The sequence below is a fragment of the Curtobacterium sp. SP.BCp genome (assembly GCF_051903255.1).
Taxonomy (GTDB): domain Bacteria; phylum Actinomycetota; class Actinomycetes; order Actinomycetales; family Microbacteriaceae; genus Curtobacterium.
Genome location: NZ_CP194338.1, coordinates 1,008,705 through 1,025,498 on the forward strand (window position 1 = coordinate 1,008,705; position 16,794 = coordinate 1,025,498).

General features: G+C 72.0%; 12 protein-coding genes and 1 tRNA gene. 10 read left to right on the forward strand and 3 right to left on the reverse strand.

The features are described from left to right. Nucleotides 1–20: 20 nt before the first annotated feature. From ACRQ4C_RS05060 to ACRQ4C_RS05070, 3 genes are all read right to left on the reverse strand, one after another. Entirely contained in the window at nucleotides 21–710 is a 690-nt protein-coding gene (locus ACRQ4C_RS05060; protein ID WP_290132463.1) for a DedA family protein, read from the reverse strand. 155 nt (nucleotides 711–865) lie between these two features. After that, a tRNA-Leu gene (locus ACRQ4C_RS05065) sits at nucleotides 866–945 on the reverse strand. A 90-nt stretch (nucleotides 946–1,035) separates the two neighbouring features. Then, entirely contained in the window at nucleotides 1,036–2,337 is a 1,302-nt protein-coding gene (locus tag ACRQ4C_RS05070; RefSeq protein WP_439690356.1) for an MFS transporter, read from the reverse strand. Nucleotides 2,338–2,375: 38 nt separating this feature from the next. Here ACRQ4C_RS05070 and mnmA point away from each other — a divergent pair, with 38 nt between their 5' ends. From mnmA to ACRQ4C_RS05120, 10 genes are all read left to right on the forward strand, one after another. Next, the gene (gene mnmA, locus ACRQ4C_RS05075) at nucleotides 2,376–3,482 is read left to right on the forward strand and encodes a tRNA 2-thiouridine(34) synthase MnmA (RefSeq protein WP_439690357.1); all 1,107 of its coding nucleotides are present in this window, start codon (nucleotides 2,376–2,378) and stop codon (nucleotides 3,480–3,482) included. Nucleotides 3,483–3,559: 77 nt separating this feature from the next. Continuing rightward, nucleotides 3,560–5,902, forward strand: coding sequence for an NAD-dependent DNA ligase LigA (gene ligA, locus ACRQ4C_RS05080; protein WP_439690358.1), 2,343 nt, complete (start codon nucleotides 3,560–3,562; stop codon nucleotides 5,900–5,902). Between the two features lie 182 nt (nucleotides 5,903–6,084). Next, on the forward strand, nucleotides 6,085–7,446 hold the full coding sequence (locus ACRQ4C_RS05085; RefSeq protein ID WP_439690359.1) for an alpha/beta hydrolase: 1,362 nt from the start codon (nucleotides 6,085–6,087) through the stop codon (nucleotides 7,444–7,446). 206 nt (nucleotides 7,447–7,652) lie between these two features. Next, nucleotides 7,653–10,049 (forward strand): transglycosylase domain-containing protein, encoded by a 2,397-nt coding sequence (locus tag ACRQ4C_RS05090; protein WP_439690360.1) that lies wholly within the window; start codon nucleotides 7,653–7,655, stop codon nucleotides 10,047–10,049. Nucleotides 10,050–10,290: 241 nt separating this feature from the next. Next, nucleotides 10,291–10,590: an Asp-tRNA(Asn)/Glu-tRNA(Gln) amidotransferase subunit GatC gene (gene gatC / locus ACRQ4C_RS05095; RefSeq protein WP_290132457.1), complete on the forward strand. Its 300-nt coding sequence runs from the start codon at nucleotides 10,291–10,293 to the stop codon at nucleotides 10,588–10,590. 12 nt (nucleotides 10,591–10,602) lie between these two features. Further along, the gene (gatA, locus tag ACRQ4C_RS05100) at nucleotides 10,603–12,147 is read left to right on the forward strand and encodes an Asp-tRNA(Asn)/Glu-tRNA(Gln) amidotransferase subunit GatA (RefSeq protein WP_290132456.1); all 1,545 of its coding nucleotides are present in this window, start codon (nucleotides 10,603–10,605) and stop codon (nucleotides 12,145–12,147) included. Continuing rightward, a complete protein-coding gene (gene gatB, locus ACRQ4C_RS05105) occupies nucleotides 12,147–13,652 on the forward strand; it encodes an Asp-tRNA(Asn)/Glu-tRNA(Gln) amidotransferase subunit GatB (protein ID WP_439690361.1) in 1,506 nt (501 codons plus the stop codon). Before gatA ends, gatB begins: the two co-directional genes overlap by 1 nt. A gap of 168 nt (nucleotides 13,653–13,820) precedes the next feature. Beyond that, nucleotides 13,821–15,032, forward strand: coding sequence for a type III polyketide synthase (locus ACRQ4C_RS05110; RefSeq protein WP_439690362.1), 1,212 nt, complete (start codon nucleotides 13,821–13,823; stop codon nucleotides 15,030–15,032). Beyond that, the gene (locus ACRQ4C_RS05115) at nucleotides 15,029–15,748 is read left to right on the forward strand and encodes a methyltransferase domain-containing protein (protein ID WP_290132453.1); all 720 of its coding nucleotides are present in this window, start codon (nucleotides 15,029–15,031) and stop codon (nucleotides 15,746–15,748) included. Before ACRQ4C_RS05110 ends, ACRQ4C_RS05115 begins: the two co-directional genes overlap by 4 nt. Nucleotides 15,749–15,809: 61 nt before the next feature. Next, complete coding sequence (locus tag ACRQ4C_RS05120) at nucleotides 15,810–16,760, forward strand: GlxA family transcriptional regulator (RefSeq protein WP_400410026.1); 951 nt, start codon at nucleotides 15,810–15,812, stop codon at nucleotides 16,758–16,760. Nucleotides 16,761–16,794: the final 34 nt, after the last annotated feature.

Genomic DNA, 16,794 nt, shown 5'->3' on the forward strand with positions numbered 1-16,794 from the left:
GGACGCGCCGCAGCCGCGCGCTACTGCGGCTCGACCTCGGCGTGCTGCTCCGCCTGCTTCGCCTTGCGGGCGTTGCGGAAGTAGGTCAGTGCCATCGGGACGACCGTCACGACGACGGCCGCGAGCAGGATCACGTCGATGTAGGACCGGACGATGTGCGCCACGAACGGGATGTGGCCGATGAAGTAGCCGAGGAACGTCACGCCGACGCCCCAGATGACCGCACCGATCGCGTTGTAGAGCGAGTACTTCTTGTAGTTCATCCGGCCGACACCGGCGGCGATCGGCAGGAACGTGCGCACGACGGGCACGAAGCGGGCGAGGATCACGGCGAGCGGCCCGAAGCGGTGGAAGAACGCGTTCGTGCGGTCGACGTTCGCCTTGGAGAACAGGCCGCTCTCCTTGCGTTCGAAGATCGGCGGCCCGGCCTTCTTCCCGATGTAGTAGCCGAGTTCACCGCCGATGAAGGCGGCCGCGGCGATCATCAGGGCCGCGACCCAGATCGGGATGCCGCCGATCGCGCCGCCCCGGTCGAAGGCGAACAGGCCGGTGATGACGAGGAGGCTGTCGCCCGGGAAGATGAAGCCGACGAGCAGGCCGGTCTCGGCGAAGATGATCGCGCAGACGACGAGCACGGCGACGGCCCCGAAGTGGTCGAGGATGTACTGCGGATCCAGCCAGGGGATCAGGGCGAGTGCGACGGAGTGCATGGTTCTTCCGGTCGGGCGGGCGGGGGCACGAGGACGACCCCGCAGGGGTCAGGGTACCGTCCCCACGTGTCCGGACCATCCGCCCTCGGTATGAGTCTGCGGACGTGGCCAGGAATCTGCGGACGTGGCCAGGAAGGTGCGGAGAACCGCCGTCGTGCGGAAGGAGGGACTCGAACCCTCACGCCGGGGCACAGGAACCTAAATCCTGCGTGTCTACCAATTCCACCACTCCCGCGAGCATCGGCAGTCTACCGAGCGGGACCGGCGGGACGGACGCGCACCGTGCCTCCCGGCCGTCCCGACGCGCGCAGCGCCGTCGACGCCGTCACCGCAAGCGGCGGGGGAGGTACCGCGGCACGTACCGCAGGAGCACCCCGGCGCCGACCAGACCGAGGACGCCCATCACGCCGCTCGCCACCGCGATCGACGCGACGGCGGTGACCCCGGAGATGACCAGGGGCGCGGCGGCCGAACCGAAGTCCCCGGTGAAGCGCCAGGCGCCGAGGAACGGCGCTGGGTGGTCCCGCGGAGCGAGGTCCGCGCCGAGCGTCATGAGGATGCCGGAGCCGACGCCGTTCGCGAGCGACATCCCGATCGCGATCGCGACGAACCAGCCGACGCGCGCGTCGAGGTGGCCCGACCAGGCGAGCAGGAAGTAGCTGATGCTGAGTCCGAGCATGCAGGGGAGGGCGCTCGCGAGGCGTCCCCACCGGTCCATGATCTGCCCGCTCGTGTAGAACAGCGCGAAGTCGACGGCTCCGGCGATGCCGATGACGAGCGCGGCGGTGGAGTCGTCCAGGCCGACGCTCACGGCCCACAGGGGCAGGATGACCTGCCGTCCGGCGCGGAGCGCGCCGATGAGGCCGGCACCGCTGCCCAGACGGAGCAGGACCTTCCGGTGGGTGCGGATGGTGCGGAAGAGGCCGTGGGCCTCGTCCTGCACGAACTGCGCGCCGGTGTCGGTGGGCGGCTCCGCGACGGTCGTGGCGGTCGCGGGGACCGCGGTGTCCGGCCGGGAGGCGCGGGTCGGCTTCCGGAAGCCGCGTGCGCCCGTCGCCGGGTCGCGGATGACGAGGAGCACGACGGCCGCCAGCATGCAGCAGGTGACGTGGATCCAGAACGCGCTCTGCGTCGCACCCGTGAGGTGGATCACGCCCGCCGAGACGAACGGGCCGATGAAGTAGCCGAAGCGGAACACGCCGCCGAGGCTCGACAGCGCGCGGGCCCGGACGTGCACCGGGATCGCGGTCGTCATGTACGCGTGCCGGGCGAGCGCGAACACGGCGGTCGAGACACCGACGAGGAACACCCCGACCGCGAGGACCCACGGGTTCGGCGACCAGACGCAGACGAGCAGCCCGACGACCGACACTGCGGCCGCGCCGATCATCGCGTTCCGCTCGCCGATCCGCCCGACGACGACCCCGGACGGCACGTCGCCGATGAGCTCGCCGACGAGGATGAGCGACGCGACGAAGCCCGCGAACGCCAGACCCGCGCCGAGGTTGTCGGCGGCGATGGGGATGATCGGGATGATCGCGCCCTCTCCGATCGCGAACAGGGCTGCGGGGAGGAAGCCGGACAGGACGACCGCCCGGAGGTCGAAGGCGGGGGTCTCGGAGGGCATCGTTCGCACAACGCTACGCCGGTGCTTACCCTGGGTGCATGCGAGTACTGGCAGCGATGAGCGGTGGCGTCGACTCTGCGGTCGCGGCGGCACGGGCCGTCGACGCCGGACACGACGTGGTCGGGGTGCACCTGGCCCTCAGCCGGATGCCGGGCACGCTCCGGACCGGCAGCCGCGGGTGCTGCACGATCGAGGACTCGATGGACGCTCAGCGTGCGGCCTCGGTGCTCGGCATCCCGTACTACGTGTGGGACTTCTCGGCGCGGTTCAAGGAGGACGTCGTCGACGACTTCGTGGCCGAGTACCAGGCCGGCCGGACGCCGAACCCCTGCATGCGGTGCAACGAGCGGATCAAGTTCGCGGCGCTGCTCGAGAAGGCGCTCGCCCTCGGGTTCGACGCGGTCGCGACCGGGCACTACGCCTCGGTCGTCACCGGGCCGGACGGGTCGCGCGAGCTCCACCGGGCCGCGGCGTGGGCGAAGGACCAGTCCTACGTGCTCGGGGTGCTGACCGCCGAACAGCTCCAGCACGCGATGTTCCCGCTCGGAGCCACGCCCTCGAAGGACGAGGTCCGCGCCGAGGCCGCCGCCCGCGGGCTGACCGTGGCGCAGAAGCCCGACTCCTACGACATCTGCTTCATCCCCGACGGCGACACCCGTGGCTGGCTCGCAGACCGCGTCGGCACCGCCCCCGGCGACGTCGTGGAGCGCGACGGCACGGTCGTGGGGGAGCACCAGGGGGCGACGGGCTACACCGTCGGGCAGCGGCGGGGCCTGCACCTCGGCCGTCCCGCGCCCGACGGGAAGCCGCGGTTCGTGCTCGAGATCCGCCCGAAGGAGAACACCGTCGTGGTGGGCCCGAAGGAGGCGCTCGACGTGTCCTCGATGTCCGGCGAGCGCTTCACCTGGGCGGGTACGGCCCCGGCAGACCCGTCGGTGCCGTTCGCGTGCGACGTGCAGATCCGCGCGCACGCCGACCCGGTGCCCGCGACCGCACGCGTGTCCGACGGCCGGCTCGTCATCGACGTCGACGAGCCGCTCTCCGGTGTGGCTCCGGGGCAGACGGCCGTGGTGTACGTGGGCACGCGCGTGCTCGGGCAGTGCACGATCGACGCGACGGTGTCGGCGGTGCCGGTCGGCGCCTGACCGCGCGGCCGCCTCGCCGCTCCCGGGCCGGGTGATCGCTGCGCGCTCGGTCGGTGGTTGCCGGTAGAAATGAGGGCATGAGCGAGAGCACGCCCGACGACGACACGACGTTCGAGACGACCGCCCCGTCCGACCTCGACGCCGCCCAGTCGGCGCGTGAGGTCGACCGGCTCCGCGCCCGCATCACCGAGCTCCGGCACGAGTACTACGAGGGCAACGCCTCCACCGCGTCGGACGCCGACTACGACGCGCTGCAGCACCGGCTCGCCGCGATCGAGGAGCTCCACCCCGAGCTCCTGACCGAGGACAGCCCGACGCAGACCGTCGGCGGCCAGGCGCAGACGACGCAGTTCGCCCCGGTCGAGCACGCCGAGCGCATGCTCAGCCTCGACAACGTGTTCAGCCCCGAGGAACTCACGGAGTGGGCGACCAAGGTCGAGCGCGACGCCGGTGCCGAACGCGTGCGGTGGCTCACCGAGCTGAAGATCGACGGGCTCGCGATCAACCTCCGGTACGAGGACGGCCGACTGGTCTCGGCCGCCACGCGCGGCGACGGCGTCGTCGGTGAGGACGTCACCGGCAACGTGCGGACCATGGGCACGATCCCGGACCGCCTGTCGGGCACCGGTCACCCGCCCATCGTCGAGGTCCGCGGCGAGATCTTCTTCCCCGTCGCCGAGTTCGACGAGCTCAACGCGAAGCAGCGCGAGGCGGGCGAGAAGGTCTTCGCCAACCCGCGCAACGCGGCCGCTGGGTCCCTCCGGCAGAAGGAGGAGGGCAAGTCCGAGGCGAAGCGTGCCCTCATGGTGGACCGTCTGCGCCGGCTCCGGATGCTCGTGCACGGCATCGGCGCGTGGCCCGTGCGCGAGCTCGAGCGCGCGACCGAGGCGCACTCGCAGTCCGAGGTCTACGAGCTGCTGCAGACCTGGGGGCTGCCGACGAGTTCGCACTACCGGGTGTTCGACACGGTGGACGAGGTCCTCGCCTTCGTGCGCGAGTACGGCGACCGTCGCGCATCGGTCGAGCACCAGATCGACGGCATCGTGATCAAGGTCGACGACCTCGCCCTGCACGAGGAACTCGGATCGACCTCGCGCGCGCCGCGGTGGGCGATCGCGTACAAGTACCCGCCGGAAGAGGTCCACACCAAGCTGCTCGACATCGTGGTGAGCGTCGGGCGCACCGGCCGTGCGACCCCGTTCGCCTCGATGGAGCCGGCCGAGGTCGCCGGGTCCGTCGTGCGGCAGGCCACGCTGCACAACCAGGACGTCGTCAAGGCGAAGGGCGTCCTCATCGGCGACACGGTGGTGCTCCGCAAGGCCGGCGACGTCATCCCGGAGGTGCTCGGCCCGGTCGTCGAGCTCCGCGACGGCACCGAGCGCGAGTTCGTCATGCCCGTGGCGTGCCCGGAGTGCGGGACGCCCCTCGCCCCCGCGAAGGAGGGCGACAAGGACCTGCGGTGCCCGAACGCGAAGAGCTGCCCCGCGCAGGTCCGGGGCCGGGTGGAGCACATCGCCTCGCGCGGCTCGCTCGACATCGAGGGCCTCGGCGAGGTCGCCGCGGCCGCGCTGACCCAGCCGTCGCACCCGGAGACCCCGCCGCTCGTGACCGAGGCCGGGCTGTTCGACCTGACGATGGAGCACATCGTCCCGATCGAGGTGATCGTCCGCGACGCCGAGACCGGCATGCAGAAGACCGACGACGCCGGTTCGCCGAAGCGCGTGACGCCGTTCAGCCGCGCGCGCAAGAAGACCGACCCGCCGTTCGACCCCGGAGCCCACGGCGCGGACTACACGGGCGAGCCGAGCCGCTACCCGTCCAAGAACGCGTTCGAGATGCTCGCGAACATCGACGCCGCGAAGACGAAGGACCTCTGGCGCCAGCTCGTGGCGCTGAACATCCGGCACGTCGGACCGGTCGCGGCGCGCGCACTCGCCACGCACTTCGGCTCCCTCGAAGCGATCCGTGCGGCGACCCGCGACGACCTCGCGGCGGTGGACGGGGTCGGCGGGATCATCGCCGACGCCCTGCTCGCCTGGTTCGACGTCGACTGGCACCGCGACATCGTCGACCGGTGGACCGCGGCAGGGGTGCGGTTCGCGATCCCGGGCCACCCCGGGCCGGGTGCGGCCGCTGCCGAGGGCGGGGTCCTGACCGGGGTCACGGTCGTCGCCACGGGCACGCTCGAGGGGTACACGCGCGAAGGTGCGCAGGAGGCGATCCTCGCCGCGGGCGGCAAGGCGGCGTCGAGCGTCAGCAAGAAGACCGACTTCGTCGCGGCCGGTCCGGGGGCCGGGTCGAAGCTGACGAAGGCGGAGCAGCTCGGGGTGCGGATCATCGATGCCGAGCAGTTCCGGGTGCTCGTGACCGAGGGCCCGGACGCGCTCGGGGACGCACCGGAGACGCCCGCAGAAGACTGAGCAGCACTCAGGAGCACGCCGTACTCGTGTCCGCTCAGAGCGGCACACCCCTCGGTGCACCCAGTTGGGGGGCCAAGTTGCAACAGGCATGTTCCCAGAGGGGCCGGTTTCCGTAGACTCGACGGAGCATCACCCGTCGTCTGCAGGGGGACGACGGGACGGCCTTCCCGGGGGAGACCCGATTGCTGCTCATCGCCGCGGCTCTGCTCACCGCCTCGATGCACTCGTTCGGAGTGGTCGAGGCCCCCGCCGTGCCCGCTCCCACCCCGGTGGCCGTCGTGCACACCGCGCAGCGCCTCCTCGAGGACGCCTCAGTACCCCAGAGTGCGTCGATCGGGGTACAGATCGACGCCGACGCCGTCGCGCACGCCCCGGGCAACGAGTTCCTCGACGACCTGGTGTCGATGCCGACCGCCGACCTCCGGCGCGTGGCCGTCGACCCGGCCGTCGTGGCCACCGTGCAGGACGACCCGCCGACGGCGCGGCAGGTCGCGTCGTGGTGGGCAGGTCTCGGCGACGACGAGCACCAGGTCCTGGAGACCCTCGCGCCGGGGGTCGTCGGCAACCTCGATGGCGTTCCGTACGCCGTCCGGGACCGCGCGAACCGCATCACGCTCACCGCAGCGCTCGAGGACCCCGCCACCCCGTCCGCCGAGACCGCGATGCTCGGCCAGGTCCGCCGCTCACTCGAGTCCGCTCCCGGAGACCCCCGGCGGACGCTCGTCACGCTCGACACCCGCGGTGCCGGACGGGCAGCGATCGCGATCGGCGACCTCACGACCGCGGCCGACGTGACCGTCGTCGTCCCCGGCATGTTCTTCACCGTCACCGGCCAGATGCGGGACTTCACCGACACCGCGAACGACCTCGCCACGGAGCAGGCGACGCTCGCGCCCCTGGCCGCTGCGGGGCACGGACACGGCGTGGCCGTCGTGGCGTGGATGGGGTACCGCACGCCGGACCTGTCGAACATCCTGTCGCTCTCGCTCGCTCAGACCGGAGCCGAACGGCTCGAGCGTGCGGTGACCGGGCTGCGGGAGGTCCGCGGCACCGAACAGCCGCGCCTGAACATCGTCGCGCACTCGTACGGCTCGACGACGGCGCTCATCGCCCTGGCCTCGGGGCGGATGCACGCGGACAGCCTCACCGTGCTCGGGTCGCCCGGCAGCTCCGTCCGGACGGCATCGCAGCTCGCGGTGACCCGGGGCGAGGTGTTCGTCGGGGGTGCACACAGCGACCCGATCGCCGGGTCCGGGTACTTCGGCACCGACCCCGGCTCGGCGTCCTTCGGCTCGACCCTGCTCGACCTCGCCGGGAGCGCGGACACCAGTGCGGCGGGTGACGTGTTCCGTCGTCCGTCGGGACACAACGACTACCTCAAGCCCGGCACCGCATCGCTGCACGACGTGGCCCTCATCGCCGTCGGCCGGGGCGACCTGGTGCGCGAGCAGCTCCGACGGGGCGAAGGCACCGGCGGTGGTGGTGTGCCGGGCACGCCGGACATGTACCTCGTCCGGCCCCAGGACGTCCAGCAGCGCGATTGACGCGACCGTGCCGGGGTGCACCGTGACCCGATCGTGACCGACGGCCGGTCCGTCGGGGGGTTCGCCGTGCCTCCAGGCCGGATCCGCAACCCCGCGCGGGAGCCGAGCGGGTACGTCGTCAGCCTGAGCGGCAACCTGAGCGACGGTGCAGTCTGCGGTGGTTCCGCGGCAGAACCAACCCAGGGCGCCCACCTAGCGTGCTCGCCATGCGTGTGATCCGGTGGCCGGCGGCCCTCCTGACCTTCCTCGGCATGTCCGTCCTCGCGGGGATGCTCGTGACCGTCGCCGTCACGCCCGCCGTGGCGGTCGTCGGCGAGGGGGCGTCCGGGGCGGCCTCGTTCTTCGAGGACCTGCCCGACTACCTCGACATCCAGACGCCGCAGCAGGTGTCCGCCGTCTACGCGACGAAGGGCGGCAAGCAGGTCAAGATCGCGTCGTTCTACGCCGAGAACCGGACGAACGTGACGAGCGCGCAGATGGCGGACTCCCTCAAGGAGGCCGCCATCGACACCGAGGACCCCCGCTTCTACGACGAGGGCGGCATCGACGTCATCGGCACCCTCCGGGGCGCGGCGGCGACCGCGGTCGGCGGCGACGTCCAGGGCGGGTCGAGCATCACGCAGCAGTACGTCAAGAACGTCCTCGTGCAGCAGTGCGAGTCGCTGACCGGCAAGGACGCGGCCGCCACGAAGGCGAAGGTCGACGCCTGCTACGCGGACGCGGCCGGCGTCACCCCGCAGCGCAAGCTGCAGGAGATGCGGTACGCGATCGCCGTGAACAAGAAGTACTCGAAGGACCAGATCCTCACCGGGTACCTCAACATCGTCGGGCTCGGCGGCCGGGTCTACGGTGCCGAGGCCGGCGCCGAGTACTACTTCGGCGTGCACGCGAAGGACCTCTCCCTCGTGCAGTCCGCGACCCTCGTGGCGATCCTCAACAACCCGTCGAACCTGCGCATCGACCAGCCGAGCGACAAGGCGAACGGCAAGGCGAACGGCTACGCCCTCACGAAGGAGCGTCGCGACTACGTCCTCCGGCGGATGGAGGCGCACCACTCGATCACGAAGGCGCAGATGACCGCGGCCATCGCGACGCCGATCCAGCCGAAGATCACCGCGACGGCGAACGGCTGCTCGACCGCCGCCACCGGCTTCGACGCGGGCTACTTCTGCGACTACGTGCGCGACGAGGTGCTGCAGGACCCGGCGTTCGGCAAGACCGCGGCCGAGCGCATCGCGACGCTCGACACGAAGGGTCTGCAGATCCACACCTCGCTCGACCTCGACCTGCAGGCGCAGGGGCAGTCGGCTCTGTCCGCCTACGTCCCCGCGACGATGGCCGGTGTCGACGTCGGCGGCTCGAACGTCACGGTGGAACCGGGGACCGGCCGCATCCTGTCGATGGTGCAGAACACCGCCTACACGCAGGGCGACAGCAGTGCGCCGGGCACGACCGCGGTGAACTACAGCGCGGACACGGCGTACGGCAACTCGGGCGGGTTCCAGACCGGTTCGACGTTCAAGGTGTTCACGCTCGCGGAGTGGCTCGCCACCGGGCACACGCTGAGCGACTCGGTGAGCACGACCGAGCACACGTACCAGGCGTCCGAGTTCACCAACTCGTGCGAGGGGATCGGGGGAGTGTGGAACGTGGCGAACGCCGAGGCGGTCCCGGCCTCGATGTCGGTGCAGGCCGCGACGAGCGAGTCGATCAACACCGCCTTCGCCGCCATGGGCAAGCAGCTCGACCTGTGCAACATCGCGAACCTCGCCGAGAAGATGGGCATCCACCTCGCGAACGGCGGCAAGATCAGCTCGGTCCCGTCGATGATCCTCGGCACGAACAACCTCTCGCCCATCGACCTCGCCGAGGCGTACGCGGGCTTCGCGAACGACGGCATCGTCTGCACCCCGACCGCGATCGACTCCGTCACCGAGGCCGACGGCACGAAGATCACGCCCACGAAGTCGTCCTGCACCCAGGGCGTGGACCCGGCCGTCGCCGGCACGGTCGACTACGCGCTCCAGGGTGTGCTGAAGGGCAACGGCACGGCCGCGAGCGCCAACCCGAACGACTCCATCCCGAAGTTCGCGAAGACGGGCACGACCGACAGCGACGTGCAGAACTGGCTCGTGGCGTCGAGCACGAAGTACACGAACGCGACCTGGATCGGCAACGTGCAGGGCAACGTCGGGCTCGCGAACACGCCGTTCCTGCAGAACACGACCGGGTACAGCGCGAAGTTCGGGGTCGGCAAGCAGATGATGACCTACCTCGACGGGCACTACGGCGGCGATGCGCTGCCGACGCCGGACCCGGCGATGATCGGACACGCGTCGTCGTCCTCGTCCGCGTCGTCCTCGTCGTCCTCGTCGTCGGGCTCGGCGGGCTCGGCGGGCTCGCAGTCCGGCGACGGGTCGGGTTCGCCCGCGACGCCGGGGGACCAGCCGTCCTCCGGGACGCAGCAGCCCGGTCAGCAGCAGACGGGCGCGCCGGCTGCACCCGCGGGTGCCGGTGGCACCGGCTCCGCCGGCGGAGCCGGGGCGGGCGGTGCCGGCGGGAAGAGCGGCGGGGCGGGCAAGGGCGGTACGACCGGCGGGTGACGGCCGGGAGGCACGGCTCGGCCCCGTCTCCCCGTCGCCGACGTGCGGACGGCCGGGTCGCGACGCCGCGCCCGGCTGGGGCACGCCGGCGCGGCTCGCCCCCGCACGGGCGAGTGCGGCTCGTTCCTGCACCGGCGGTGGTGCGACGCGCTCCGTCCACGGCGTCTCGTCCGGCGGGCAGGCCCGCCGGACCTCGGCAATAGACTGGTGCGCATCCCACGAACGCAATCGACGGAGCACCATGCCTGACATCACGAGCGAGCAGGTCGCCCACCTGGCGAGCCTCGCGCGTATCGCACTCACGCCCGACGAGATCGAAAAGATGACCGGGGAGCTCGCGCACATCGTCGAGAGCGTCGCCAAGGTCACCGAGGTCGCGACGCCCGACGTCCCGGCGACGAGCCACCCGGTCCCGCTCGAGAACGTCACCCGCCCGGACGAGGTCGGGACGACCCTCACGCAGGAGCAGGCGCTCTCCGGTGCGCCCGACTCCGACGGTGAGCGTTTCCGGGTCACCGCCATCCTCGGCGAAGAGCAGTAAGGGGCCACGACCGTGACCGACATCACCAAGCTGAGCGCCGCTGCGCTCGCCGATGCCCTCGTCGCCCGCGACGTCTCGAGCGTCGAGGCCACGCAGGCCCACCTCGACCGCATCGCTGCCGTCGACGGGGACGTGCACGCCTTCCTCCACGTCAACGAGAACGCCCTCGCCGTCGCGAAGTCGGTGGACTCACGCCGCGCGGCCGGTGACGAGCTCGGGGCGCTCGCCGGCGTGCCCGTGGCCGTGAAGGACGTCCTGTGCACGCAGGACATGCCGACGACCTCCGGATCGAAGATCCTCGAGGGTTGGCGGCCCCCGTACGACGCCACCCCGGTCGCCAAACTGCGTGCCGCCGGCCTGGTGCCGATCGGCAAGACCAACATGGACGAGTTCGCCATGGGGTCGACCACGCAGTTCTCGGCCTACGGCCCGACCCACAACCCGTGGGACCTCGACCGCGTCCCCGGCGGCTCCGGTGGTGGCTCGGCGGCTGCGGTCGCCGCGTACGAGGCGCCCTTCGCGCTCGGCTCCGACACCGGTGGCTCGATCCGGCAGCCCGGCGCGTTCACCGGCACCGTCGGCGTGAAGCCCACCTACGGCGGCGTGAGCCGGTACGGCGCGATCGCCCTCGCGTCGTCGCTCGACCAGATCGGCCCGGTGTCGCGAACGGTGCTCGACGCCGCCCTGCTGCACGACGTCATCGGCGGGCACGACCCGCGCGACTCGACCTCGATCCCGGCGGAGTGGCCCTCGATGGCGGACGCCGCCAGGGCGGGGCTCCAGGCCGACACGCTGCGCGGACTCACGGTCGGTGTCGTCAAGGAGCTCGCGGGTGGCGAGGGCTTCCAGGCCGGTGTGACCCAGCGGTTCCAGGAGACCGTCGCGCTCCTCGAGTCGGCAGGTGCCGAGGTCGTCGAGATCGACGCCCCCTCGTTCGCCTACGCGATCAGCGCGTACTACCTGATCCTGCCGGCCGAGGCGTCGTCGAACCTCGCGAAGTTCGACTCCGTGCGCTTCGGCCTCCGTGTCACGCCCGAGAACGGTGCGACCGTCGAGGACGTCATGGCCGCCACGCGTGAGGTCGGCTTCGGCCCCGAGGTCAAGCGACGCATCATCCTCGGCACCTACGCGCTGAGCGCCGGCTACTACGACGCGTACTACGGCTCCGCGCAGAAGGTGCGCACGCTCGTGCAGCGCGACTTCGCGGCGGCCTTCGACAAGGTCGACCTGCTCCTCAGCCCCTCCGCGCCGACGACGGCCCTGCCGTTCGGCGACCGCATGGACGACCCGCTGGCGATGTACCTCAACGACCTCACCACGATCCCGGCGAACCTCGCGGGTGTGCCCGGCATGAGCATCCCGAACGGCCTCGCGCCCGAGGACGGCCTGCCGACCGGTGTGCAGCTCATGGCGCCGCAGCGTGAGGACGCCCGTCTCTACCGGTACGGCGCCGCGCTCGAGCGACTGCTCGAGCAGCAGTGGGGCGCCCCGCTCATCGACCGAATCCCCGACCTGGACGCCTCCCAGCAGTCGGCAGCGCAGGAAGGCGTGATCTGATGGCGCAGAAGGAAGCCCTGATGGACTTCGACGAGGCACTCGAACGCTACGAGCCGGTGCTCGGGTTCGAGGTGCACGTCGAGCTCGGCACGAAGACCAAGATGTTCTCCGACGCGCCGAACTTCTTCGGCGGCGAGCCGAACACGAACGTGACGCCGGTCGACCTCGGGCTGCCCGGGTCGCTGCCGGTCGTCAACGAGCAGGCCGTCCGCTACTCGATCAGCCTCGGCCTCGCGCTCGGTTGCTCGATCGCCGAGTCGTCGCGGTTCGCGCGGAAGAACTACTTCTACCCGGACAACCCGAAGAACTACCAGATCTCGCAGTACGACGAGCCGATCGCGTACGAGGGCGAGGTCGAGGTCGAACTCGCCGACGGCACCATCTTCCAGGTGCCGATCGAGCGCGCCCACATGGAGGAGGACGCCGGCAAGCTCACGCACGTCGGCGGTGCCACCGGACGCATCCAGGGCGCCGAGTACTCGCTCGTCGACTACAACCGTGCGGGTGTCCCGCTCGTCGAGATCGTCACGAAGCCGATCTTCGGCGCCGAGCACCGTGCACCCGAGCTCGGCGCGGCGTACGTGCAGGTCATCCGTGACCTCGTCCGGGCGCTCGGTGTCTCCGAGGCCCGCATGGAGCGCGGCAACCTCCGCTGCGACGCGAACATCTCGCTCCGCCCGCGCGGGCAGGAGAAGCTCGGGACCCGCACCGAGACGAAGAACGTCAACTCGTTCCGCTCGGTCGAACGCGCCATCCGCTACGAGATCCAGCGGCAGGCGGCGATCCTCGCAGCCGGCGGCGCGATCACGCAGGAGACCCGGCACTGGCACGAGGACACCGGTCGCACGTCGGCCGGCCGTCCGAAGTCGGACGCGGACGACTACCGCTACTTCCCGGAGCCCGACCTCCTGCCCGTCGTGCCCGACCCCGCGCTCGTCGAGGAACTGCGTGCCGCGCTGCCGGAGGCGCCGGTCGCTCGTCGTCGTCGGCTCAAGGGCGAGTGGGGCTTCGCCGACCTCGAGTTCCAGGACGTCGTGAACGGCGGCCTGCTCGACGAGGTCGAGGGCACGGTCGCGGCTGGTGCAGCGCCCCAGGCCGCGCGCAAGTGGTGGACGGGTGAGATCACCCGCGTCGCGAACGCACAGGACGCCGCCGCCGGCGACCTCGTGTCGCCGCAGCACGTCGCCGAGCTCATCGCGCTCGTCGAGTCCGGCGACCTCACCGACCGCCTCGCGCGTCAGGTCCTCGAAGGCGTCATCGCCGGTGAGGGTTCGCCGGCGCAGGTCGTCGAGTCGCGCGGGCTGAAGGTCGTCTCGGACGACTCCGCGCTCACGGCCGCGGTCGACCAGGCACTCGCCGCGCAGCCGGACGTCCTCGCGAAGATCCAGGACGGCAAGGTCCAGGCGGCCGGCGCGATCATCGGCGCGGTCATGAAGGCCATGCAGGGCCAGGCCGACGCCGCGCGCGTCCGCGAGCTCGTGCTCGAACGGGCGCAGCAGGGCTGACGCAGCAGGGCTGACGCAGCAGGGCTGACGCACCCGCCGCCGAGCCCGGCCGAACCAGGTTCCGGACACAGCACCGTGGTTCTCCACGGTGCTGTGTCCGTTCCACGGTGCCGTTCCCGTTCCGACGCAACCTGGGGACGCGTCAGCGACCCGGTGACAGGATGAGTCGTGTCTGCAACGATCCGCGCCATCGGTACCGCCGTCCCGCAGACGACCCTCGGACAGTCCGCCGTCCGCGACCTCTTCCGCAGTCAGACCGCCACGTCGCGGTTGGCGCAGCGGCTCATCGGTGCGGCGTTCGACGGGTCCGCCGTGGACACGCGACACACCGTGCTGCCCGAGCTCGACCCGGCGGCCGACGCCGGTGCCTTCCGCGACGTCCGGGGTGCGCTGGTCTCCCCGTCGACCGGGTCCCGGAACGACGCGTACCGGGTCCTCGCCCCGCCGCTCTTCGTCGCGTCCGCCCGTGACGCGCTCGACCGTGCGGGGACGGCGCCGGAGACGATCACCCACGTCGTGACGGTCTCGTGCACGGGGTTCACCCAGCCCGGGCCCGACCTGGACGTCGTCGAACAGCTCGGCCTCCGCCCCTCGGTCTTCCGGCAGCACATCGGGTTCATGGGTTGCTGTGCGGCGTTCCCGGCGCTCCGCATCGCCGCCGCGTTCGTCGACGCCGACCCGGACGCGGTGGTGCTCGTCGTCTGCGCCGAGCTCTGCACGCTCCACGTCCGGACCTCGGACGACCCGGACCAGATCGTGTCGAACAGCGTCTTCGGCGACGGGGCGGCGGCGGCGGTGGTCGCCGCTGACGGCCCGGGCCTCCGGATCGACGACTTCGCGACGAGCGTCGTGGCCGAGGGTGCGGGCGACATGGCGTGGAACATCGGTGACGAGGGCTTCGAGATGGTGCTCTCCACGGCCGTCCCGAAGCTCATCGGGGAGCACGTCGGTGCGGCGGTCGCCCCGCTGCTCGGCGACGCTCCGGCCGCTGCGGTCCCGACCTGGGCCGTGCACCCCGGTGGTCGGGCGATCCTCGACCGGACGGAGGAGGCGCTCGGGCTGCCCGCCGACGCCCTCGCCGCGAGCCGGACCGTCCTCCGGGAGCACGGGAACATGTCGAGCGCGACCGTCCTGTTCGTGCTCGCCGAGGCACTCGGGAGCGGCCTCGAGGACGGTGACCCGGTCATCGCCCTCGCGTTCGGGCCGGGACTCACCGTGGAGTGCGCGCGCCTCACCGTGGCGGCACCGGCGCGCACCGAACTCGCCGGAGCCGCGTCGGCGACCGTCGCGGCCGACGCCGACGCCGACGCCGACGCCACCGACGCGACCGACACCGACCCGGTCGCCACCGGCGCAGCGGTGACCGCAGGCCGGCCGTGAGCCGGCGCGACGGGGCCGCGCCGCGCCTCCCGGTCGACCTCTCGGTCCGTGACCTCACGTTGCGCGAGCTGATGGACGACCCCGACTGCGACCCGCGCGCGCTGGACCGGACCTTCCGGCGCTTCGCCGTGGTGAACGCCCTCGTGAGCGGGTGGCGGACGGCGTGGCGGACGCACGTCATGCCCGCGCTGCCGCCGACCGGGCGGGGCCGGGTGCTCGACCTCGGGTGCGGCGGCGGCGACCTCGCCCGTGCACTCGTGCGGTGGGCGGCGAGCGACGGTTTCGACGTCGAGGTCGTCGGCGTCGACCCCGACCCGCGTGCGATCGCCGCGGCCAGCCGATCGCGGCTCCGGGGCGCGACGTTCCGGGAAGCGTCGAGCGGGGACCTCGTCGCGGCCGGTGAACGCTTCGACGTGGTGGTCTCGAACCACGTGCTGCACCACCTCGGCGACGACGAACGCTCCGGCTTCCTCGCCGACTCCGTGCGCCTCGCCGCGTCACGGGTGGTGCACTCCGACATCCGGCGCTCGCGCAGCGCCTACCGTTCCTACGCCCTGGCGTCGCCCCTCGTGGCCGCGGGCACCTTCGTGCGGGTCGACGGACTCCGGTCGATCCGACGGAGCTTCACGGTCGACGAGCTCCGACGGGCACTGCCGACCGGCTGGGTCGCCGAGGCCGCGTCCCCGCACCGCGTCCTGGCCGTCCACGACACCTGACCCCGGCGGCTGCCACGGCCGGTCCGCCCGGTGGTCGTAGCTGATCCGCTAGCGTCGGCGCATGGCCGATCGTCCGCACCGCGTGGCCGTCCTCGTCCTGCCCGGCGCGAAGCCCCTCGACGTCGGGATCCCCGCGCAGGTGTTCTCGAACCGCCCGAGCATGCCGTACGAGGTCCGGGTCTGTGGCCCACGAGCGGGCACGGTACGGGGCGGCGACGGACTCTCGTACGCCGTCGGCCGCGGGCTCGAAGCCGTGGACTGGGCCGAGACGGTCTTCGTGCCGGGCTACCGCTTCCCGGCTGACACCCCACCGCCCGAGGCCGTCGTCCGTGCCCTCCGGGGAGCCCACGCCGACGGCAAGCGCATCGCGGCGATCTCGACCGGAGCGTTCGCGCTCGCCGCCGCAGGACTCCTCGACGGGCGTCGGGCGACGACGCACTGGCACTACACGCGGGTCCTCCGTGACCGGTACCCCGCGGTCGACGTCGACGAGGACGTCCTCTTCGTCGACGAGGGCAGCGTCCTGACCAGCGCGGGAGCGGCGAGCGGCATCGACCTCTGCCTGCACCTCGTGCGGCGCGACCACGGCGTCGGGCTCGCGAACCACGTCGCGCGACGGCTCGTCAGTGCGCCGCACCGCAGCGGCGGGCAGGCGCAGTACATCGAGCGCTCGGTCCCGGAGCCGACCGACGCAACGTACGCCGACACCCGGGAGTGGGCACTGCGGCACCTCGGGGATCCGCTCACCCTCGCCGACCTGGCCGGACACGCGGCGGTCTCCACCCGGACGTTCTCGCGGCGCTTCGTCGAGGGGACCGGGTACACCCCGATGCAGTGGGTGCTGCGGGCACGGGTCGACCTCGCACGAGAGCTCCTCGAGCGGTCCGACCTCGCCATCGACCAGGTCGCCGCACGGGTGGGACTCGGGACGGACGCGAACCTCCGGCTGCACTTCCGGCGCGTGCTCGGGGTGACGCCGACGGCGTACCGGAGGACGTTCCAGCAGGAGTGAGGGAGCTTGGCGAGATCCTTCCGGAAGAGGGCGA